Below are 21401 nucleotides of genomic sequence, written 5' to 3'. Positions count from 1 at the left end.
TAATGTGGAGGCCATGAACACCACGACTGATAGCTGCATCCGCCCCTTCACCGTCTCCGTCAGCGATCACGAGATCGCCGACCTGCGCGACCGACTTGCGCGCACCCGCCTCCCGCAGCCGGCTCCGACCGACGACTGGACGACCGGCACTCCGAACTCCTACCTCCGTGAGGCGATCGACGCCTGGCGTGCTTTCGACTGGCGTGAGGCGGAGGCGCGGATCAACGCCTTCCCGCATTTCGTCGCGGAGATCGACGGCCAGAACATCCACTTCATCCACGTCCGCTCGGCTTACCCGGGAGCGACGCCTCTGCTGCTGGCGCACACGTATCCCGGGTCTTCGGTCGACTACCTTGACCTGATCGAACTCCTCGTCGACCCGGTGGCCCACGGCGGTCGGGTCGAGGATGCATTCGACGTGGTCATCCCGGACGCGCCCGGATACGGCTTCTCGCAGCCGGTCATCGAGGGCCGCTGGACTGCCGCCCGCGTTGCGAAGGCGTATGACGCACTCATGCGCGGACTCGACTACGACGCATACGGCATCCACGGATCCGACAACGGTGCGATGGTCGCCCGCGAGCTCGGGCTCCTGAACCCCGAGGGATTCCTCGGCCTGCACGTCCTGCAGCTGTTCTCGTTCCCCTCCGGGGACCCGTCAGAGTTCGAGCGACTCGAACCGGCGGACTACGCGGGCCTCGAGCACATGCAGTGGTTCCAGTCCGTCGGCGGATACAACACGATGAACGCCTCGCGTCCACAGACGGTCTCAGTCGGGCTCAGCGATTCACCGATCGGGCTTCTCGCATACAGCGAACTGTTCAACAGCTTCGGCAACGGCACATCGCTCGTGCCGATGGAGAAGATCCTGCTTGAGGTCAGCGTGAACTGGTTCGCCAACGCCGCGAGCGGCATGAGCCGCAGCTACTTCGACAACGCGCAGGCGCAGCCGGACCCGCAGATCAACCACGCTCCCACCGGGGTCGCCGTCTTCAAGGACGACTTCCAGACCATCCGCGTCTTCGCCGAGCGTGACAACGACAACATCGTGCACTGGAGTCGTGTCGAGGAAGGGGGTCACTTCGCGGCGCTGGAACGTCCGGCGCTCCTTGCCGACGACATCCGCTCCTTCTTCGACAGGCGACGCAACGGCTGACAGGTCCTTTCTGGGACGATCCCCCGGAACCTTCATGGTTTCGGGGGATCTCATCGCTGCGGCCAACGGGCGATGGAGACGTCTCGCTCTGGTCTCCGCCAAGGCGCTGTCTTCGTTGCCTCGACGGGTGGCCGGCCGATTGTTTGGGATGATGTGCCCTATGCAGACGCCTGCGTACAGAGGGAACGATACCGACATTGACCCAGCGCCGGAGGTGGTGGTGTACGGCGCGTACGGTCACACCGGCCGATTCGTGGTGTCAGAACTCGCCTCTCGCGGACTCATTCCTGTTGTCGCGGGCCGCGACCGCCAGAAGCTCGAAATCCTCAGTCGGGAGATTCCGGGGGTGGAGGCTCGGGTGGCGGAGGTCGACGATCCTGGCACGCTCGATCGGGCTCTGGAGGGTGCGGCGGCGGTCGTGAACTGCGCAGGTCCGTTCGCGGCAACGTCCGGTCCGCTTATCGAGGCCGCACTGCGCGCCCGGCTCCCTTATGTCGATGTTGCGGCCGAGATCGAGGCGAACGACGACACGTTCACCGTGTTCGGTGAACGTGCGGCTGCTGAGGGCGCCATCGTGGTGCCGGCCATGGCGTTCTACGGCGGTCTCGGTGATCTGCTCGCCACGGCTGCGATGGGTGACTGGGCGGAGGCCGACGAGGTCCATGTGGCTTACGGGCTGAGCGGATGGCATCCGACGGCGGGCACTCGAGCGGCCGGTGCAGTTTCACGCCAACGCCGCGGCGGTCGACACGTGTCGTTCCACGACGGCACGCTGCGATACAGCGGTGACGAGTCCGTTCTGACAACGTGGCGGTTTCCTGCGCCGCTGGGCGAACGGGATGTCCGCACCGAGTTCTCGATGGCAGACATCGTCACGATTCCCCGGCACCTGTCCGTTCCCGACGTCTTCAGTTACATGACTGTCACCGCTGCCACCGAACTGGCGGCGGATAACACCCCCGCCCCCGTCCCGGTCGACGCGAGCGGGAAATCCGACCAGACCTTCACCGTCGACGTGATCGTGCATCGCGGGGCCGAGAAGCGACGGGCGAGCGCGACCGGTCGACGCAGCTTCGCGTGCGGGGGCAGCACGATTCGGTCTCCACCAGCGTCACATCAAGGCCGGAGCGGAGCGGCAGGCCAACTGCTGGCGCGCTAGGTGCCAGCAAACCCCGCCGTGTAGGATGCGGCTTTCTCGGACTTGCGGGGTGGCGCGTGGTACGCGCGATGATCCAACGCGATGTTGTCGCCGCTCGGGTTGTTGATTCGGACGAGCATCCTCCGTCGTAGGTGCGTGGCTTTGAGCTCGGATTCGTAGTCAATACCGAAATGATCGCCGAAGGACTTGGTGAGCGCATCCGCGATCGTCAGCATTGTGAGAACGCATGCGGCGTATGTGTCCGGGAGCGGAGTGCCCGAATTTGGATCGTTCACGCCGAAGATCGATCCGATGAACCATCCCCTTGAATGAGCCGCGCCGGAGAGGACCCCGTACATATAGGGCGCGTTCGGGAGGTATCGTTTTGCGGCAGCGGTGACATCAAATTCGAGGCTGACTCGGTCGACACCAATCCTCACACTTTGGGTCTGTCGAGCGCCGGGGGATTTCGTTACGCGCTCGATTCCGCTCTTCCCGAGCCATGCATGGATACCGTCGACCGCTTCTGAGTGGGCTTTTAGACGTGCGGCACCGTCCCGCTGCGACGAAAATAACCGGGCCATCTGCTCGCCGCCCTCGACGGAGGCGAGCTGGAATGCTGCGGCGCGGAGCATAGTGGTGGGAGGTGAAAGATGCGGATCGAGAATGAAGCAGATCTGCAAAGCCGCCTCGAGCAGCCCACGAACGAGAGTGTTCGGGCTAAGCGATAGACCGCGTCCGCTTTCGAGGCAGAGAGCCAGTCCCTCGGCGTGATCGAGCGCGCTTCCCGTCAGATGAAGCACATTCTCGAAGCCCTGGTCGACGATCGCATGCGCCGCCGCCTCAAACCGTTTCTGCGACTGGTTCTTTTGCGGGAGATCACGCAGCCACTGGTTCATGCGAGCACGCCCCGATCCTTCTTGGGGTGCGGCCTCGATTGAATCGCCGATTGCGACCATGAACGCTTTGCTATCTCTCAACTGCAGCCCTAGGGCTTTCCGCGATGCTCTCAAGACCGGATGCTCTACCACGTCAGATCCCGCCCTTCATCAGATGGGTAGAGAGTAGCGCCCGAGGCGGCCGCGCGAGGTACACCCGGGCCCTATGGGCAGGCGTTCGCGGAGCGCCTGGCAGACGACGAAGATTTAGCCCCGATCTCGTTCAAGACGATCGGACACCCAGTTGGGCAAAGACACTCTCGGGACAATCCGTTTCCAGCGGCCAGGACGGCCGAATAAACCCATCGCGATGCACCCGAAGTCGCACTTCATTGACGACCTCGCCAGGACGAGCATGAACCCGACCCACGCCGTTGGGAAGATAACCCAGCTTCTCCGACACGGTCAGCGACGACCGGTTCCACTCCATCGCGGCGGATTCGGCCCACTCCGCATCCAGGTAATCAAAAGCGAAGAGGAGCAACCCGGCACGCATCTCGGTTCCTAACCCGTGACCTTGCGCAGCGGAGGTGAGCCACGATCCGCTCTCAACGGTTCGGCGTGCGAAGAAATGTGTCGCATCCAACTGCTGAACCCCGATCGGGCGCCCATCGTGAAGGACTGTGAAACTCACCGCCCATTTTTCAGGTTTCATGTTCGCCCGTAGACCCCACTGGAATTGCGCGAAACCGGGACCCATGTCCTTCGGATCGGCATCCGTCCACGGGACACTGAACGGGGTACGTGACGACTCATGAATGCCTGCAAGGGCCGCCTCAACAAGTCCGGGTATATCCTCATCCCGCGTAGGACGAAGCTCAAGCCGCGGTGTCCGCAACGAGAGAGCGAACAGCGGCCACAGCTGTGCGAGATCCATGCCCAAATCCTAGAAGACGACGAACGACAGACGCGTCGGCTGCGGATCGTCTACCGGGCACTCGAGCGGGGCACGACGAGATATTGGTTTCGCCCGTTGGGTAATGCTCTGATGCGCCGACAACTGAGGCGCGGAAGGCATCGCAAAGAAAGCAAAAGGTCCTATGGGCGGGCAACGATCGAAGACCCGACCGCGTCGTCAAGGACCCGGTCGATCCACGAATGTCGGGGAAAATCAGCGATCGAATGTCTGTCCAACCAGGCAACTTCGATAAGTTCCCGAGCCTCTATCGTGAGCTCTGCACTCGGAAGCGTGCACTCGTACGCCACGGTGACGTAGCTGACTTCGTCGCCGTTCGGGTACACGTTCGACAAGCCCTGTCCTCCGTAAGCGCCGATGATACGACCCACCGTCGGCGACACACCGAGCTCCTCGATCACTTCGCGCACAAGGGCCGCTCGCGGTTCTTCCTCCGGCTCCACGCCACCCCCGACAAGACTCCACAAATGCGAATCCCGCTGCCTTGCCAACAGGAACTTGTCGCCCTCGCGAATCACCGCGGTTACGCCCGGTAAGAGCACCAAAGCATGACCGACCTTCTCGCGAAGGCCCAGAACGTATGGCGAAACTGGCATCCCTGCGCCCCTCCTGCAACGGGCCCTTACCCCAAATACTCGCGGACTCTAAGTGCCAGTGAGTTCAGGGCCACCCGCTCTTCTGTGTTTACACGCAATAGTGGCAGCTCTGAGATCGGCTGAGCAGTGAGCGCGAAGGTGGACCACTCGTCAAGCCGATCAGCATCAGAATGGGCGTGATGGCGCGGACGGGTCCGGAACCTGGTTCGCATCGTGTCCACGGCCGCCTCACACCACAGCTCAACACCGCTACTGACACCCCCAACCACGAGACCATCCTGGAAGAAGCGGTCGTCGCGACCAGATAGCCAGAACGACTCAACGATCGACGGGCCCCGGATGAGGCCGACCATCGACCACATCACATCCGACGCGATCGCGCCGAGCCGTGAGGTTGGAAGCCCCACAGAAACCACATCAGCCAACGCTTCTTTGATCGCATCCTTGCTCACTAGCGGAATTCCGAGCTCTCGAGCCAACGGGATAGCCAACGTGGTCTTCCCCGACCCCGGCAAACCGTTCACAATCACCACGCAAGCGCTCACGCCCTGACCCTAACCGAACCCGGCCCCTTCAAGGGAAGCAAACACTTCCACCTGGCGATCGCGTTGCTAACTCGAAGACGCCGACGCCTATGCACGCCCAACCCACGAGGAGTTTAGTGTGGGGAGCGCACCCGAGCGGGCGGCGTGGCGAGGATCAATTGGTTCAACCACGAGCTCGAGCTCGAGAATTTGTGAGTCTCGCGCTGAACTACCCGCACGCTGGCGCCGAACGATTTGTCTTGGCTGAGTCGTTGAACAGCGCGTTGAGGTCTCCCGATATGTTGAAGCTCTTGGATCGAGTGTGATCTGCGTCTGCAGGCTCGTGACGAGGCCCGATGTACTGGAGACGCGTCTCAATCAGCGTCACGCCAGTGATCCGGCTCGTCTGAAGGGGCATCGTGCCCGGGTGGGTGAGTTCGCCGACATCGTCCGCCGAGCCGCAGCTGGGCCTACCGGCGCTGATTCGCACCTGACGCGAGGACGAGGCTCGCAGTCATGGCCGCGATCAGAGCAGTTCGGCGAGCCACTCGATCGAGGGGAACGCCTGGGCGCGCTGGAACGCGCGCAGGTTGGGGATACCTGGCGGCGGCGGTCGAAGCGAGCTAGCGACGAAATAGCCGGCAACTCCTGCCACGAAGGTGAGAAGGTCGTCAGCTGCAGCCTCGGCCGCGAGCGGGTGTGAATCGAACAGGTCCGCGGCCCGAAGTGGGCCGTTGACGCCTCCGGCCATCGCGACACTAGGGAGGAACCCTGCGAGGTCGAGCCAGGGTGCGCCAGTGCCGGCATGTGGCCAATCGAGGATCCACACCCGCTTTGCGGCGTCGATGAGCATGTTGTCGGCGCGCAGGTCGAAATGTACGACCGCAGAGCCCTGGGTTGCCTCCAACACTCGGTCACCTTCCAGGGCGGCAAGGCGACCAACTTCTTTTGACAGCCAGTCGGGGTAGCCCAAAAGCGGATTACGGGCATCTCTCAACGCCGACCATCCGCGGAACGTCTCGACGGTCGACGGCCCGATCGGCTCGAGCCCAGACCGAACGCCGGAGTGGGCGCGGGCTAGCACATCGAGCGCGGCGAAGACCGCGTCACGGTCACTTTCAATCCAAGGGGTGAAGGGGTGGCGCCCATCGACGACGTCGAATGCGAGAACGATCCAATCATCGTGGGCGAAGCTCCATAGCAGCCGAGGTGCCGGGATGGCCGGATTCAAGCCTGCAGCAACGGTCGCTTCACGCCGATGAAATCGTACGACGTCCGGGTTCGTTGCTGAGGAAGCGGCCTTGACGAACACCCGGTCGCCTGCGGCTGTGGTGAGGAGGGACGCCATACCGGGGCTGAATCCAGTGTCGGCGCTCGAAGCAGTGATTACTCGCGCACCGAGTCTCGTTTCGACGGCGCGACGGACGTCGTCAGGAAGCTGACCCCACAGGAGGCGCGAGCCGCCGCTTGCCGCCCCTGCACTCATGACGACATCTTCTCAGACGAAGCGTTGCACCATGACGGCGAAGATAGTTCGCGTGATTGGCCGAGGGACGATGGGATCTTGGCCGCGTCTGAGATCGCCGACGCGGCCCGAGAAAGCGTGAATGCGGTGGTGTCGATCACGTCAGCTTCGTCGCGCAGCCACTCGCGGAACGCCTGGTCGTACGGGGCGAGGTAGCCCAGGCGGAACCAGGACGGCCCCATAACTCTGTCTCCCATGATGCGTTGGCGAAGTGTCTCCTGCTCGGCGTGAAGCACGAAGAGCCGAACCGGAATTCCGTAGCCGGCCAGGCCGTCACTGATCTCCCGCCAGTACGACTCGACCAGAACCGGCATCGGCATGATCAGCGTGCCGCCGGTGTAGTCAAGGATGCGACGAGCCGTCTCGACCACGACTGGGCGCCACGGGGACCACTGCTGGAAGTTGTCGGTCTCGAGTAGACCAGGGCGAACGTCCATCAACGTCTCGCCGACCCTATCGGCATCGAACACGCGTGATTATGGAATCAATTGCTGTACGAGGTCGGCCGTGGTCGTCTTTCCGACGCCATGAGTACCGTTCAGCCACAGGATCATCGGCCCATGCTAGCGACCTGCGCGGTTACCGTTAGCGGCGCCCGGCCCGGAAGTGGGACCAAATGGGCCGCCCCGAGGCGGGAAGGCGACGCCTGCCTCCTGCACACCCCCTTGACGACCAATCAACGCCAATCGATACGGCCCGATGGACCGGCAGCGTCGACCCGCGCTAACGGCGAGCGAAGGGGTTGGGAAACTCATCAGCTAGATATCGAAACACAATGACTGAACGAAGGCTGCTACAACGGATCCCTCGAGCAAGAGCAAACGGAATGAGAAACGAATCGGAAGGCGATAAAAGCAATTGAAAGCAATGCACGTAGGCACTTAAGTGGAAGGGCCTTCGAATTGCTCGGCCGCGGGGCGTTGATCTAGTCCTGGTTGCACCCGCTTGTGGACCCGCGCGCGGCACTGTGTATGCCGGGGTTTGGGTGTCTTTTCGTCCCCCGATCGTGGCTCCCTCCCGGTGCTCCGTGCCGGGCTTTCGCGGCATATCCTCCCTCCGCTGCGCTCCCGTGCGGTATTCCACAGACCCGGCGCTGCGCCCCTCCCGGTCGCTCTCGATCACTCGCCGGAAAGGCACTCAAAACGATCGACCAGGGAGTGATTGGGATGCGGGTATTCATCATCGACACCGGAACCATGGCACCGGAATTGCACGGCGGACTTCTCGGGGAGGAGGGCTCATTGACCCCGACTGCGGCGGAGAAGCAGGAGTGTGTTGAGGCGGTCAGCGAGTACGTGATGGAGGGCTGGGCGATCGCCGCTGACCCCCACACCCCGATCGGCTGGCTAGCCGCGCTCACCGCCGAGGCCGCCTGCGTCCCGTTCGTCAACCTCGACCGGCTTGCCAAATCGGCACCGGAAGTGCTGGCGGCACCTCTCTGAATGCTCCGATCTTGGGTTTGCGCGCCGCCAGCGCGCATTTGGTCTCGCGAAAACGCAATGTACAAGTGAGGGCGGTCTCTAAGGCCGGAAAGGCATGAAACGGGGGGCCATGACGCCCACGCTGGCAGATCAGAGTCGGGCTCCTAGCGTGACCCGTGGTGCGGCGCGAGGAAGTGAACGGAACGGGAGGTGAAGGTATGCGAGGTGGGGTAGCTCGGTGGAAACGTGGGCAAAATTCCCACGGGGTCAAGCAAGCGGTCAACTATGCCTTCGGCGGTGTGTGCGACGCCACCCTGACAGCCAAAACCGCCAACGGGGTGGTCGCTGCCGCCGGTTACGCCGACGCGGTCATGACCCGGTACATCGTCGAGAATGGTGCCATCCGTGACGACCTGCTCACCCGCGCCCAGCTCAAGGACTGGGTCGACGGGATCGACCCCCTCACCCGTGAGCGACGCGGCAAGGACCTCGAGTCGCCGGCAGCGGATCTCATCCTGGATGCGACGATCAACGCCCCGAAGTCGTACTCGATCGCCGCCATGCTCGACCCCGAACTTGCTGCCGCCTACGAAGACCTCCAAGACCGGTTGCGGGATCGGATCATCAAACTCTGGCAGTCCGAACTCAACGCCCGCCGCGGCCGAGGCGGCACCACCCGCGAAGACCTCGCCCGGATCGAAGTTGTCGAGCTCCGCCATGAACGCTCCCGGTCCCTGGATCCGCACAAGCATCGGCACCTCTGGCTCAACGTCAAAGTCCAAGGACAAGACGGGAAGTGGTCGAACGTTGACACCCGGGTGGCGTTGCGGTTCCAGAACGTGATCAATGCCGAAGGCGACCTCGCTTCCCGCACGGACCCCCGCTGGATCTACGCGCTCGCAGCCAAAGGCTTCAGCTTGAACTCGGACGGGGAGATCACCCAACTGCAGCACCTCGTGCGACCGCTCTCCAAGCGGTCCGCGCAGATCGAAGCCAACAAAGCCATCCGCATTGCCTGGTGGAAGCAGCAACACCCCGGCCGGGAGCCCTCCCACGACGTGCTCAGTCAGATCGATCATTGGGCGTGGGCCGTCGGCAGACCGAACAAGCCGCGCGAGCTCGACGAAGATGGATGGGCCGCGCTAATTCGTGAAGAGCTCTCTACTGCGGACCCGGCGCTCGGCCTGGCACGTTCACCGGTGCTGGCGCCCACTGTCGCCGTCGAGGATCTCGACCTCGAGTTGCTGGCCGCCAAGGCCATTGTGGACGCGGATGCCCGTTCGACCGGCAGCGGTGGACGGTTCAGCATGATGGACGTGCGGGCCGGGGCGCTCCGCGCGATCGCAGCAACAGGCGTTGTCGCTGACCGGGACGTCCTTGCGACGCTCGCCGAGGAGGTTGTGGCGTGCTCGCGCACGGTGACACTGATCTCCGAACCGGACGCCCCGAAGCACGTCAAACACCTCATGGCGATTTCCACCGCCAAGCTGAAGGCAACTCTCGCCTACCAAGTTGACGCCCTTTCCGCGCCAGGGAGGATGCTCAGCACGGCGGAAGTGGCCGCCGTCGGTCATGCAGTAGACGCCGAACGAATCCTGGACAATGGCCAGCTCACCGGCGCTGCGGCGCTCGGTGGCACAACGCGCAACGTGGTGATCTCGGGGCCGGCCGGTACGGGAAAGACCACGATGCTCAAGGTCGCGGCAGCTGCCCTGCTGCGACGTGGCCACAAGATGATCATTGTTGCCCCAACCAAAAAGGCGTCGGCCGTGGCGGGGCGCGAGACGACGAGCGCATCGTCATCGCTCCACCAACTCCTTCACGAGTTCGGATGGCGCTGGGCGACCGACGAGTCCGGCGCAACCGCATGGACGAAGCTTTCGAACGGCGAGATTGATCCGACTTCAGGATTCATCTATAGCGGCCCTCGGATCAGCATCAACCCTGGTGATCGCATCGTCGTCGATGAGGCCGGCATGCTGGATCTCGAGGCCGCGTCAGCCCTCGTGGATGTCGTCGAGCGCACCGGCGCGGGAATCGCCCTCGTCGGCGATGAACTGCAAGCGTTGCCTGTCGGACATTCGGGCGCGATGGCCCTCTTCTGGCGCCGCTCATCTGACCGTGTGGAACTCACAACTACACACCGCTTCAAGGATCCCGAGTGGGCAGATCTCACCCTTCGTCTGCGCGATCCTCAGGACCTGGACGCTATGCGTGATGTGGCAGACGAGCTGGTCCGAACTGGCCATGTAGTGATGACCGATAACGACGTCACAGCGCGCCAGGCCATGGTCGACGCCTGGCTTGACGCTGTTGGGCGGCGAGAGACGATCTCGTTGGTGACGGCTACTCACGCAGAAGCCCAGGAAATCAGCGAAGCGATCCAAGCCCGACGAATCGGATCTGGCTCGATTTCCATCGGACGTTCGATCGCCGGGCAATCGGGCCAGGCAATTTTCGTTGGTGATGTGGTTCAGACCCGGCGCAACGACAGCGCCGCCGACGTCCAGAACCGCCAGAACTGGATCGTTAGGACCATTGGCAAGGACCACGTGGTGCTTGCCGCGAGCGCCGACACGACCGATCTGAAGAAAGTCAGCCTCGCTTACGCTGAATCACACATTCACCTCGCATACGCGACAACCGTTTACGGAGTCCAGGGCGAGACCACCGATCGCTCGCTTGTCGGACCCGGAGTCGACGCCGCAGGACTTTATGTGGGTCTCACTCGCGGCAAGGGAAAAAACGCGGCAGTGCTCGTGGCTCCGACTGAGGATTCCGCGAGGTCCCAGTTGGTCGAGATGATGCAACGCCAAACACTGGAAGAGACGATGGAGAAGTCGCGAGCGGCAGCGCAGGCCGAACTCCGGCGAGCTGCCCAGTCCCCCTCCGGCCCGATCGTCGCGGAACCGGTTCGTCACCGAACTTCAGTCGGGCTCGAATGATCAAACCGATCGTTCTACTTGGTCAGACCGGCTGCGCAGAACTCCCGGCCGAGCAAGTTGACCCCATCCAGAGTTCCACCGCGGGGATCGAATCCGAAGATGGCGACCCGGAGCTCATCGGCTCTCTCACGAGCATCCGGAAGCACCCCGTGGCGGACAAAGATCAAGGCTCGACGTCCGTCTGCCGTCGAGACCCTTGCCGCTCGTTCCACATGATCAATTTCGAGATTGCCACGCTGATTTTCGACCCATGCCAGATATCCCGAACTGTAGAGATCGCACGCATGAAGCGTCGCCCCAGAAGCCACGACGGTATCCGCTGCGCCGAGATATGCCATCCATTCGCGGCACAAATTGACTGCTTCATTGTCCGAAGTTCCCCAGGGCTTCGGCTCCGGATGCTCCCGTTCCACCTAATCAGTTTGTCGGAGACTGCAGACTTCCGTGAAGGAAAAGCCACACCGGAGAACGAAATGTCGGCGCCCGAACGTAGCCTGACGCTGCTCACTTCATCGCGGTGCAATGCCACGATCAGCGATCGGGGCTGAGAAATGGGAAGCATTCACGCTTACGAGACGGCGGGTGGCCGGCGGTACCGCGTGCAGTATCGAACGCCCGAGCGCGACCTAACCGGCAAGCGCGGATTCCGCACCAAGCGCGACGCCGAACTCTTCCTCGCTTCCCTCGAAGTCGCGAAAGCTCGAGGCGAATTCATGGACGTGCGAGCCTCGCGTTCGACGATCAGCACACTCGGTGGCGAGTGGCTGGCAAACCAGCACCACTTGAAGCCCTCATCGCTAAAGCCAGTCGAGATCGCTTGGCGAGTTCACGTCGAGCCCAAGTGGGGAAGCCGCCGCGTCGGCGAAATCCGGCATTCGGAAGTGCAGAACTGGATCACGGCTTTCACAAAGGGCGACGGAAAGCCGCGTTCCGCGACGACCGTCCTTCGCGCTTACGGCGTCCTGGCCAGCATTCTCGACACCGCGGTAATGGACCGCCGTATTCCGTCCAACCCAGCCCGCGGCGTCAACCTCCCCCGCAAGCTGAAGGGGAAGCACACCTACCTGAATCACGCGCAAGTGGATCTGCTCGCCGACAACGCGAAGAAGCACCGGACGCTCGTACTCTTTCTCGCATACACCGGACTCCGTTGGGGAGAGGCCACTGCACTGCACATTGGAGACGTCGACTTCGTCCGCCGTCGGGTGGATGTTCACGAGAACGCCGTCGAGGTCTCCGGCACCATTCACGTTGGAACGCCGAAAACAGGCGAATCCCGGAGCGTCCCGTTCCCACCATTCCTCGCGCCCTTGCTCGCAGCATCGGCGGAAGGCAAAGGGTCATCGCAGCTTCTCTTCGGTGATGGAGACAGCCATCTTCATCAGCCCGACCGACGTCGTGGCTGGTACGTTGGCGCGATCTCCAGATCGCAAGCGCTCGATTCCGACTTCCCGCGCGTCACAATCCATGATCTCCGGCACACCGCTGCAAGCCTCGCGATCAGCGCCGGCGCCAACGTGAAGGCGGTGCAACGGATGCTTGGACACTCGTCCGCCGCCATGACCCTTGACACGTACGCCGACCTTTTCGATGACGACTTGGACGCTGTGGCGCTGGCGCTCGACTTGGCCCGGGCAAGTGGAATCACGGCCCGCTGACCCCTCCATCGTCGGCGAGCAGGGAGCACTGCAAAGACTGACGAAGCCGCGGGGCCGAACTGACCGGACCGACGATCGCCAGATGCAGCCTTATTTGAGCTGCGTGATCACAGTCAAGCGATTTCAGATGTAGTCAAAATGTAGTCAAACGGCTTTGCGCGCACATGAGAAAAGCCCCGGATCCCTGTGTTTTCAAGGGATTCCGGGGCTTGCAATTGGCGGTACCGGTGGGATTTGAACCTAAAAGGGCGGCCCTGTCATTCTGCGGAAATCTGCCTACATCCCAGTGTTTGCAAGGGATTTATGGGGTGGATGGGGTGCGATGGTTTGGGATAAATCTCGCTGAAATGGGGGGCAAATGGGGGGCTAACCGGTCGGGAGCACACGATCCGGCTACCCTACGCGCCTCGTACAGGCGGGATTTCGTCCCCCTCCGATGACCTAGCACCAGGTGGGCGGGTTGAGCGCCTGTGGCTGGCGTGTACGGTGCCGCAGGGGCCGGTTCGCAGCTAGGGCAGAACGCGCCCGTTGTAGTCATGCGTGCAGAGAAAGGCGTGGCGTTCATGCAGGACCTTCATCAAATCGAACGCCAACAGTGCCAGCGAAGCGGCCATATCCACCCGCATCGTCAGATTCATGCCGATGCTGCCGTTCTCATCGGCCTCCCCGATTGGTCGCCGTTCGCTGAGGTTGTAGACGACCGGGCGGCTTCCGTGCGACACCCCACTGCAGAGCTTCCATCCATTGAGCGCGTTGAAATGTCGTTCCTTCTGCCTGAACGTTTGCCCGACCACGCGCAGCATGTCACTGGTAGTCGGCGGGTGGTGGAGTTCCTTCTGCAACCGCGCTCCATCAGCGATTTCTTGGAGTCGTTCGATGCGGCCTTCCGCAGGCCACGTCATTCCGAGGCTTCGCATGGTTTCCTCGAAGTCCTCGGCGTGCCCGAAGGTTACGGTGAGCGCTCGGTAAAGCCGGACGGCCTTCCTTTCGCTGACGACAAGCCAGTAAGCCCATGCCGCAGCTTCGATGCTCGCGCGGAGTTGGCCATACAAGGCGAAAGCTGGCAGCGGCGGGTGTTGAGTTTCGTCGACCGGTGCGGCGACCCGCATGACAGCCAGAAGGTTGTCGAACGCGATGGCGTTGAAGAACGCGACGAGGTGTCCGGTGGATTCGTAGGGATTGAGTCGATTCTCGTTCGCTAGCACTGATCCGGGCAAAGCCTCGGGGGTGGATTCGTACCCAGCGAGATGCTCCCGAATTATTCTCAGGGCTGCAAGGCCTGCAGCGACGGCTTCGGGTGTCTCAAGGCTCTCTCCGTACCTCACATGCTGACGCTATCGGGGACTTCGAGGGCGAGGTCGCTGCGACAGGCCGGACGCAAAAGCCCCCCGCCCGAAAGGACGAGGGGCTGCGGGTGCTAGTTCTAGCACCCTGCACTGGCAGGTGCTACTCCTTGACGGGCACCAGGTCGATGTACCGTCCACGCACCCCCATTGGGGACATGCCCAGGTCCTTCGCGATGGCCGCCCAGGACTCGCCTGCGGCCCGACGCTTCACGACGAGCCTGCGCTCCGCCTTCCGTTCGGGCGTGGTGGCCGGGTCAACCTTCGGCGCCTTCACCGCAGGTGCCTTCGCGGCGGGTGCCGTCCTGGCGGGGGTCGTCTTCGTGGGGGTGCTGGTCGTGGTGGTGTTCGTCATGCGGTGCCTCCTGGTGGCATTCCGGCCCCGGTGGTGGGGCGCTTCGTTCGGTGTGGACACGACTTTCCCGTCCAAGACTGGCTAGAACCTGTCCGTCCCGCAGCGCGCAGCAGCGACCGCGCTCACCCTGGTCGCTGGTGGGAAGCGCAACGGTGGACGCTGGGCTCGCGGCTCGGTGGCTACTGCGGGATCGCGCACTAACGAAGATCGCGGCTGGCAGTGGTCACTCAGGCTGGCCTGGTGCTCGACCTGCTGGGCCCCGACGCGCTCGCCCCGAAAAGCTAGTTCTAGCATTTCCGGCCATTCCCATAACGCGTGTAAGGGGGGGTGCCGATTTTGCGGGGGTACCGGCACACTACCGGGAAGAGTGGTTCAGGTTGGAGCACCTGGCGATCTCGACTCCCCTTCCCTCGCGACAGTCACGCAGGCTGGACGGGGATGTCGGAGTTCAGCCGCCACCTTGCTCCTTCGTGTGGCTCCGCCATTCACGAAAACTAGCCGCCGCCTCGTCGCAGCGCTTGAGCACGTCGGCGATGCTGGTCTCCCCGGATCGCCACGTCGCGATGATCCCTGTCACATCGCTAACAAGAACGAGCCGTTCAGGGATCTGGGAAGGGAAGTACTCGCGGAGCAGATTCTGAAGGGCTTTCACCACCTGGAGGTCCGTGTCGCGCGCGATAAGCCGTGTGGCGAGGAGGGTCGTCAGAAGACCGTGGGGGTTCGGCGGTAGCTCGGATGCAGGCGTATCCCGCTTCTCGGGCGTGTTCAATGGCTCCAGTTCTTGGAACGTGTCTTGGGCCGCATAGAGAACGCGTACGAGCGCATCATCGATGCGAGTCTTGTATTGCTCTCGTTTCTGACCTTGGTAGATGAGCCAGGCGATGAAACCTGAGACGAGGACACCGGCGAGGGTGGCGAGGAATGTGACCCCGAACGAGTTCCAGTCCCAACCGGGTTGAACGGCGTCGGCGATCTTTTGCAGTTCGCAGATCAGCTGACTCTGAGTGCAGGGCATGCTGCATGGTAGCGAAGCGCCGCTACCCCGCTAGACATGCCACAGCGCTCGCCCAAAATTAGGGACGCTGGGCCTCCGCCAGGCGGAGGCGGAGTTCCAGGTCGGCGCGTAGGACCCTCTTCGTGTCCCGGGCCTGCTTGACGGCGACAACACTGGTGTCCTGGTTAGCCCCGACGGGGACCAGGCTCACTTCGTAGAGGCGGACCTCCCGGAGTTCGTTGATCTTGTCGTCCCCCGCCGCCTTCACCGGGGCGGAGTCCACCACGTCGTAGGCGAAGGAGAGCTGGGACAGGCGGCGTCCTTTCACCAGGTCGTACACCTGCTGGGCGGTGGGTGTCTGGTCGAACTTACCGTGCACCTTCAGCCCGTGGTCGTCTTCGGCAAGGTCGAGCGCTGCCCCGATGTTCATGTTGGGATCGTCGGAGCGGTGCCCGTAGAGGATGGGTACCACGTTGCCGCTGGCTTCCCAGTCTTTGATCGTCTGGGCGAACGCGCCTTGTTTCACCACGTCCCCGTAGGCATCGGGCGTGCGGGTCCAGGTGCTGGCGTAGGCGACGAACTCGCCGTCCCCGAGCCCATCGGCCGGCCCCGCTTTCAGGCCGGTCATCGCTGCGATCTTGGTGCGCATGGTCATGATCCGGTGATGCTGACTTTGACGACACCGACAGGACGAAGAGCGTCGAGGTTCGCCCTGGTCTCCGAGCGCATCACGATCTGGTTCATTTCGAAGGCCGTGCCAGGCATGCCCCATTCGCTCATCAGGCGTCCGTCGCTGGACAACTGGACGGAACCCTGACCGAGCGCCCAGGCGGTTCCTGCGGGGATGCTGGGGACGGTGACAATGGGCACCGACCAAGCCTGCTGACGCCCGGCATCGATCGGCGCGCCGTCGAGGTCCCAGTCCAGCTCTCCACCGGTGCCGTGGCGGGTGGTTTGCGCGACCTCGAAGTCGGTCGGGTTGACCGCGAACACGGCGGGCGGGATGGAGACGGACTGCAGGGCGGTGATGGCTTTCCGCAGGCCGGTCACCAGGTCCACCGCGCCGGTGACGACCTGGATGCCGGACAGGTTGTTGAGGCCGAGGAAGTGTTCACCGGTTCCGTCGCCGTTGATGATTTCGTTTTCGATGGCGGCCTGGACGGCGCTGGCCAACTCGGCGGTGAGGAACTGCTGCAGGTTGATCGAGTCCTGGAGGACGTATTTGTCGATGGGCTCGCTGAGGGTGGCGATCACTTTGAGACGGGAGTCTTGGGCGGTGACGGTGAACACGGATACCGGCTTGGCGGTGCCGGGGGCGACAACGCCAGCGTTCGGAGTCCTCACGGTCTCTTGCAAAAATGTGTAGTAAGGCGACTGCCGCTGGCTGGCGGGGATCGCGTCGAGGAGGTTGGTGGGTGCGCGACCGGCAAGCTGCACGACCGGCAGGAACTCGACGGCGACAACTTCGCTGCCGGGGGTGATGAACGCTTTCGCCTGCATGGCGGCGTATGCCTTGGCTGGTACCCGTCGCAGGGACAGATGCTTGGACCCGAATTCGGCGGGGCCGTCCAGGTCGGCACCGTCCGGGTACGCATTTGTCAGCTTGTGAATGATCGCGCCGGAACGTTCGGACGCTTTGATGGACTGGTCGAGGCCTGCCACCTGGTCGAGGAGGGTGGACGCCTGGGTCTGCTCCTGGTCGGTGAGGTCGCGGTCTTTGGCACCGTCGATGATGGCGGTGGCCTGGTCCAGAAGGACGGCTCTTTGTTCTTTCAACGTGGGCATGAGGGCTCCGAGGGGATGCGAAAACGACGCGCCAGGACTGGCGCTTGAATGTCGCTTCTGCTCGCCTTGGCCCACACCAGGTTCGCGGCCTGGTCAGGCTCCTCGAAGGGCGTCTGCTGCAGAGTGCTTCCGGCCTCGACTGCTGGGGTTCCTCGGCCTTGACCCTGCGATGGGTTCCTCGGCCTTGACCTGTGACAGCGGGAGGGATGCTCTCGTGCTACCTCGAAGAATACCCGGTGTTATGTCCTGGCGGAAGGGTTCACCGCAGCGGGTGCCACCGGGCGGCATTCCAGTCATCCGCGTGCTCCCGGGGCACCCACACCCATTCCACCGGCCTGCCGTCGTCGCCGTACGCCAACGGCACCTGCACCAGGTCGCCCGCTTCGTCGCCGCCCAGGAATGTCATCCGTCTTCGCCTTCCTCCTCGACGGCAACCATCCACTCCATCTCGGCCTCCACGTCGAGCAGGCCCCGCCGCAGCGTGTCCTGCCAGCCAGTGCCGTTCCCCGCCTCCAGGAGTGCGTAGCTGGCACCCACCTCGCGGGCCAACCATCCGATCAGCTCCCGGGCGTCACCTCCCGCCTTCATGTAGGCGCGGAGTAGGCGGTCAAACTTGCTCTCGTCCTCGGCGTCAGCGGCCAGCACGAGTTGCCCACCGATGTGTCCGACGAAGATTTGCTGCGGGTCGATTCCCCTCAGGTCCATCAGAATTCCTTCCGTGCAGTTCGTGCGCTCGCGCACGTTAAAAGATCATTAATCGTTCTCTTGTGTTCTTTAAAAGATCGGGTCCCGCTCTGGGACCCCTCCAGTCCCACTCTGGGACCCCTGGGGGTCCCGCTCTGGGACCCCTGGGGTCCCAGTCTTGGACCCTGGGAGGGTCCCGCTCTGGGACCCCTCGGGGAAGTTATCCACAGGCTCAGGGATGGCTTCCCATCCGTACTTCCCTCCCTTCCGGGCGCGCACCGGAAGAACGGAGGAGGGGATCGAAAGCGGGTCGTGGTCGGGCAGGCAGTACCGGTTCGAAAGCGGCCGTCCGGTGCCGTCTACCTCCCACGGCTCCACCACGATCAGCCCTGAGCCTTTCAGCCAGGCGACGGCGCGATGGACGGTCGACTCGCCCAGCTTCGTTGCGGCGCGGATCGCATCGACGGATGGCCACGCTCGATGCTCGTCCTCGTTGTAATAGTCCGCGATGATCACGAGCACGAACGCTTGAGATGGGGTCAGGTCCGGCCAGCCCTTCGCCCAGTTGATGGCGTCGATGCTCATCACCGCACCCCTTCCGCGATGTCGGCGGCCAGGGTTACGATGCTCATGCGAGCGTCCTGATCCGTCCGTGTGCTAGCGGTGCTGGTGGGCCCCTGTTCCTGACGGGGGCCTCCCGTCTGTCTGGGGCTCATCCGTCGCCCTCCCCAACCTCAACGCGTTTCCGTGCAGGCCAGGATGACGCGCGATGGGCGGGGCCCTCGACGGTGCGCCACAGGTTCGGACGCCGCTTCGGCAGCGTCGCCACCAGCGGAGCGCAGAGCAGGCAGGGCGGGTGCTCCAACCGCCCGAACCCGACCTGGTGGCCGGTGGCGAGTTGTGCGGCGCACGCGGCGCACAGCCCGAAGCGCATGGCGTTGTTCCTCGTGCGTTCCCGCTCTTCTGCCTGCCAGTAGGTTTCCGGTGCGTCGTGGAAACGGGTCATGAGGGACTGCCCGCCGATTCTGCTTCCCATTCCGCAGCGAGCTTGAGCAGCCCGTCCGCAACTCGTCGGAACCCTTCCGGGTTGATGGTGTCGCGCACGGTCGGCGACACACCTAGACAGCCTTCCGGCCAGACCTGCAGGAACCGGTGCCGTTGCGTTTCCGCGACCGTCAACAGCTCCATCGTGCGAACCGAGGTGGCGAACGCGCGCACCTCGTCCTCGGCGATTTCGCGCGGGCTCATTAAATGCTCGTTTGGGCGCTTCGCTCGTCCGCGCGCCACCCCCGCGAGATGTGCCAGTTCCCCGGTCATACGGCACCGTCGCGCGTGCTCGTGCGGCTTCGAGCGGCAAGCCACTCCTGCAGCTTGTCCTCCGGGTAGACGACCTTCTTGTGGCTGAGCTTGACGAACTCGGGGCCGGTGCCGTGGAAGCGGTGATCTGCCCAGTAACCGGGCGTGGTACCGGGAAGACGCTCGCAGAGTTCTTCCGGCGACAGGTAGACCAGCCTGATCGGCACAACGTCGATTGATGGCTGCTTTTCCAACATCGCAAAACCTCCCTTCTTTTAGAGCGAAACATCCGAATGGGGCCACCGTACGCGTTTGATTGGAGTTTGGCAATAATGAGGTGTACCGTTTGCGATTATGGAGAACAACTACGAAACGGCGGGAACTAGTGCAGTTGCTGCCGAACGACTTCGAGGCATCCGCAACGCCCAACGGGTGACCCTTCGCGAGGTGTCCGAACGGGTGACCGCGCTGGGCCACCCCCTGTCACTGACCGCCATCAGCAAGATCGAGAGCGGCGCGCGGCGGATGGATGTGGACGACCTCACCGCGTTGGCCGCCGCGCTCGGGGTGTCACCGATCAGCTTCCTGCTGCCTGCCGTCGATGCAGCAACGACGATCACCCTCACGGGCGCGGAGGGGCGCGCCGATTCCGTCTGGGCTTGGCTGGAAGCGCGGAGGCCTCCGGTTCCTGAGCCGAGCCATGACGAGACGTTGACGTTCATCCGCTACGCCCTGCCGGAGTGGCAACTGGAACCGTTCACGAACGCGCTGGAAGCGACGTGGACCATCGATCAGGGCATCGAAGAGTTCATCGAGCTTCTCAAGACCGAGGGAAAGAGCAATGGCAACGATCACCAGCTATGAGACGAAGACGGGCAAGCGCTACAAGGCCCGTTGGTATAACCCCGAAGGGCGTCGTGAGGAGAAGTGGGGGTTCACCACGAAGCGGGACGCCGACGACTTCGTTGCGCAGCAGCGCACCAGCATCGTGCGCGGCGACTACGTGGAAGCGAACGCAGGCCGGGTGACCGTGGCGCAGTTAGGTGCCGACTGGTTGGCCGCGCAAACCCGCCACAAGCCGTCCTACCGGCGTACCGTCGAAAGCACCTGGCGCATCCACGTCCTGCCGCGCTGGGGTGACGTGCAGATCGGTCGGATTCGGCACAGCGCCGTGCGGGATTGGATCGCGGACCTGAGCGAGGAGAAGAGCCCGTCAACGGTGCTGCGTGCCCACGGCATCCTGGCCGCGATCCTCGACAACGCGATGGCCGACCGGCTGCTGAGCAGCAACCCGTCACGCGGCTTGAAGAACCTTCCCCGGAAGGAGACGCACCGTCACCCGTACCTGACGCACGCGCAGGTTGAACTGCTGGCGAGTCACAGCAGGGACCATGCGACCCTGGTGCGTTTCCTCGCCTACACCGGCCTTCGCTGGGGTGAAGCGACGGGTCTGCGGGTGCAGGACTTGGACGCGCTGCGGCGCAGGGTGTTCGTGACGGAGAACGCGGTCGCGGTCGGCGGCGAAATCGTCACCGGCTCGCCAAAGAACCACGAGCTACGCTCCGTCCCCGTCCCGGCGTTCCTGATCGAGGAGTTGAGCCGCCTCTGCATCGGCAAGCGCCGCGACCAGCTCATCTTCGGCAACGGCACCGATCACGTGCGCAGCCCGGACAGCAGGCGCGGATGGTACGTGGCTGCCATCCGTGACGCGCAGCAGGTTGACCCGCTGCTCCCCCGCCTGACCTTGCACGACCTGCGGCACACTGCTGCGTCCCTGGCGGTCAGCGCTGGGGCGAACGTGAAGGCGGTGCAGCGCATGCTGGGCCACAAGAGCGCGGCGATGACCCTCGACGTGTACGCGGACCTGTTCGATGACGACCTGGACGCCGTGGGCAGCGCCCTCGACCTGGCACGCGCTGCAGCAAACAGGGGGCAAACAGGGGGCAAAGCCGTTTGACCGACATACGAAAGGCCCTACATCCCAGTGTTTATAAGGGATGTAGGGCCTTTGCTTTGGCGGTACCGGTGGGATTTGAACCCACGGTGGGCTTTCACCCACACAACTTTTCGAGAGTTGCACCTTCGGCCGCTCGGACACGGTACCGCCGACTACTGTACGCGAACAGG

At 63.5% G+C, this 21401-nt stretch carries 25 protein-coding genes and 1 tRNA gene; 8 read left to right on the top strand and 18 right to left on the bottom strand.

The window, feature by feature from the left end; all coding sequences use genetic code 11:
• Positions 1-13 precede the first annotated feature (13 nt).
• Entirely contained in the window at positions 14-1156 is a 1143-nt protein-coding gene (locus ACV7NN_RS14345; RefSeq protein WP_463350245.1) for an epoxide hydrolase family protein, read from the top strand.
• A 34-nt stretch (positions 1157-1190) separates the two neighbouring features.
• Entirely contained in the window at positions 1191-2315 is a 1125-nt protein-coding gene (locus ACV7NN_RS14340; protein WP_463350244.1) for a saccharopine dehydrogenase NADP-binding domain-containing protein, read from the top strand.
• On the opposite strand, the gene ACV7NN_RS14335 is transcribed toward ACV7NN_RS14340, so the two are convergent.
• The 6 genes from ACV7NN_RS14335 to ACV7NN_RS14310 all read right to left on the bottom strand — a co-directional run bounded on the left by ACV7NN_RS14335 (position 2312) and on the right by ACV7NN_RS14310 (position 7263).
• Positions 2312-3193, bottom strand: a complete 882-nt coding sequence (locus tag ACV7NN_RS14335) for a hypothetical protein (RefSeq protein WP_463350243.1) — start codon at positions 3191-3193, stop codon at positions 2312-2314. The two genes, ACV7NN_RS14340 and ACV7NN_RS14335, sit on opposite strands and share 4 nt — an antisense overlap.
• Before the next feature lie 262 nt (positions 3194-3455).
• Positions 3456-4109: a GNAT family N-acetyltransferase gene (locus tag ACV7NN_RS14330; protein WP_463350242.1), complete on the bottom strand. Its 654-nt coding sequence runs from the start codon at positions 4107-4109 to the stop codon at positions 3456-3458.
• Between the two features lie 161 nt (positions 4110-4270).
• The gene (locus ACV7NN_RS14325) at positions 4271-4744 is read right to left on the bottom strand and encodes an NUDIX domain-containing protein (protein WP_463350241.1); all 474 of its coding nucleotides are present in this window, start codon (positions 4742-4744) and stop codon (positions 4271-4273) included.
• A 26-nt stretch (positions 4745-4770) separates the two neighbouring features.
• Positions 4771-5289: a P-loop nucleotide/nucleoside kinase family protein gene (locus ACV7NN_RS14320; protein WP_463350240.1), complete on the bottom strand. Its 519-nt coding sequence runs from the start codon at positions 5287-5289 to the stop codon at positions 4771-4773.
• Positions 5290-5794: 505 nt separating this feature from the next.
• Positions 5795-6616 (bottom strand): phosphotransferase family protein, encoded by an 822-nt coding sequence (locus ACV7NN_RS14315; RefSeq protein WP_463350239.1) that lies wholly within the window; start codon positions 6614-6616, stop codon positions 5795-5797.
• A 134-nt stretch (positions 6617-6750) separates the two neighbouring features.
• Positions 6751-7263: an ATP-binding protein gene (locus ACV7NN_RS14310; protein WP_463350238.1), complete on the bottom strand. Its 513-nt coding sequence runs from the start codon at positions 7261-7263 to the stop codon at positions 6751-6753.
• 696 nt (positions 7264-7959) lie between these two features.
• Here ACV7NN_RS14310 and ACV7NN_RS14305 point away from each other — a divergent pair.
• The 4 genes from ACV7NN_RS14305 (at position 7960) to ACV7NN_RS14290 (ending at position 12817) form a co-directional block, all read left to right on the top strand.
• Positions 7960-8235 (top strand): hypothetical protein, encoded by a 276-nt coding sequence (locus ACV7NN_RS14305; RefSeq protein WP_463350237.1) that lies wholly within the window; start codon positions 7960-7962, stop codon positions 8233-8235.
• Positions 8236-8513: 278 nt separating this feature from the next.
• A complete protein-coding gene (locus ACV7NN_RS14300) occupies positions 8514-11159 on the top strand; it encodes an AAA family ATPase (RefSeq protein WP_463350236.1) in 2646 nt (881 codons plus the stop codon).
• Entirely contained in the window at positions 11156-11707 is a 552-nt protein-coding gene (locus tag ACV7NN_RS14295; protein WP_463350235.1) for a hypothetical protein, read from the top strand. Before ACV7NN_RS14300 ends, ACV7NN_RS14295 begins: the two co-directional genes overlap by 4 nt.
• A gap of 3 nt (positions 11708-11710) precedes the next feature.
• Positions 11711-12817 (top strand): tyrosine-type recombinase/integrase, encoded by a 1107-nt coding sequence (locus ACV7NN_RS14290; RefSeq protein WP_463350234.1) that lies wholly within the window; start codon positions 11711-11713, stop codon positions 12815-12817.
• A gap of 509 nt (positions 12818-13326) precedes the next feature.
• Here ACV7NN_RS14290 and ACV7NN_RS14285 read toward each other — a convergent pair.
• From ACV7NN_RS14285 to ACV7NN_RS14235, 11 genes are all read right to left on the bottom strand, one after another.
• Complete coding sequence (locus ACV7NN_RS14285; protein ID WP_463350233.1) at positions 13327-14022, bottom strand: hypothetical protein; 696 nt, start codon at positions 14020-14022, stop codon at positions 13327-13329.
• A gap of 241 nt (positions 14023-14263) precedes the next feature.
• Positions 14264-14515 carry a hypothetical protein gene (locus tag ACV7NN_RS14280; protein ID WP_463350232.1) on the bottom strand — a complete coding sequence of 84 codons (252 nt, stop codon included), beginning with the start codon at positions 14513-14515 and terminating at the stop codon, positions 14264-14266.
• A gap of 448 nt (positions 14516-14963) precedes the next feature.
• Positions 14964-15530 (bottom strand): hypothetical protein, encoded by a 567-nt coding sequence (locus ACV7NN_RS14275; RefSeq protein WP_463350231.1) that lies wholly within the window; start codon positions 15528-15530, stop codon positions 14964-14966.
• A 58-nt stretch (positions 15531-15588) separates the two neighbouring features.
• Positions 15589-16164, bottom strand: coding sequence for an HK97 family phage prohead protease (locus ACV7NN_RS14270; RefSeq protein WP_463350230.1), 576 nt, complete (start codon positions 16162-16164; stop codon positions 15589-15591).
• Positions 16161-17294: a phage major capsid protein gene (locus tag ACV7NN_RS14265; RefSeq protein ID WP_463350229.1), complete on the bottom strand. Its 1134-nt coding sequence runs from the start codon at positions 17292-17294 to the stop codon at positions 16161-16163. Before ACV7NN_RS14265 ends, ACV7NN_RS14270 begins: the two co-directional genes overlap by 4 nt.
• A 259-nt stretch (positions 17295-17553) precedes the next feature.
• Entirely contained in the window at positions 17554-17700 is a 147-nt protein-coding gene (locus tag ACV7NN_RS14260; protein WP_463350228.1) for a hypothetical protein, read from the bottom strand.
• Positions 17697-18035 (bottom strand): hypothetical protein, encoded by a 339-nt coding sequence (locus ACV7NN_RS14255; protein ID WP_463350227.1) that lies wholly within the window; start codon positions 18033-18035, stop codon positions 17697-17699. Before ACV7NN_RS14255 ends, ACV7NN_RS14260 begins: the two co-directional genes overlap by 4 nt.
• A gap of 33 nt (positions 18036-18068) precedes the next feature.
• Positions 18069-18563 (bottom strand): helix-turn-helix domain-containing protein, encoded by a 495-nt coding sequence (locus ACV7NN_RS14250; RefSeq protein ID WP_463350226.1) that lies wholly within the window; start codon positions 18561-18563, stop codon positions 18069-18071.
• A 127-nt stretch (positions 18564-18690) separates the two neighbouring features.
• On the bottom strand, positions 18691-18984 hold the full coding sequence (locus tag ACV7NN_RS14245) for a hypothetical protein (protein WP_463350225.1): 294 nt from the start codon (positions 18982-18984) through the stop codon (positions 18691-18693).
• Positions 18981-19295 carry a hypothetical protein gene (locus tag ACV7NN_RS14240; protein WP_463350224.1) on the bottom strand — a complete coding sequence of 105 codons (315 nt, stop codon included), beginning with the start codon at positions 19293-19295 and terminating at the stop codon, positions 18981-18983. The genes ACV7NN_RS14245 and ACV7NN_RS14240 overlap by 4 nt, the downstream gene beginning before the upstream one ends.
• Positions 19292-19501: a helix-turn-helix transcriptional regulator gene (locus ACV7NN_RS14235; protein WP_463350223.1), complete on the bottom strand. Its 210-nt coding sequence runs from the start codon at positions 19499-19501 to the stop codon at positions 19292-19294. The genes ACV7NN_RS14240 and ACV7NN_RS14235 overlap by 4 nt, the downstream gene beginning before the upstream one ends.
• 127 nt (positions 19502-19628) lie before the next feature.
• Here ACV7NN_RS14235 and ACV7NN_RS14230 point away from each other — a divergent pair, with 127 nt between their 5' ends.
• Positions 19629-20138 (top strand): helix-turn-helix domain-containing protein, encoded by a 510-nt coding sequence (locus tag ACV7NN_RS14230; RefSeq protein WP_463350222.1) that lies wholly within the window; start codon positions 19629-19631, stop codon positions 20136-20138.
• On the top strand, positions 20116-21231 hold the full coding sequence (locus tag ACV7NN_RS14225; protein WP_463350221.1) for a tyrosine-type recombinase/integrase: 1116 nt from the start codon (positions 20116-20118) through the stop codon (positions 21229-21231). The genes ACV7NN_RS14230 and ACV7NN_RS14225 overlap by 23 nt, the downstream gene beginning before the upstream one ends.
• A 57-nt stretch (positions 21232-21288) precedes the next feature.
• Here ACV7NN_RS14225 and ACV7NN_RS14220 read toward each other — a convergent pair.
• Positions 21289-21378 (bottom strand) — tRNA-Ser (locus ACV7NN_RS14220).
• Between the last annotated feature and the right edge of the window lie 23 nt (positions 21379-21401).

The organism is Leifsonia sp. Ger2509 (assembly GCF_055231915.1).
This window is presented reverse-complemented; position numbering and strand designations above follow the sequence as displayed.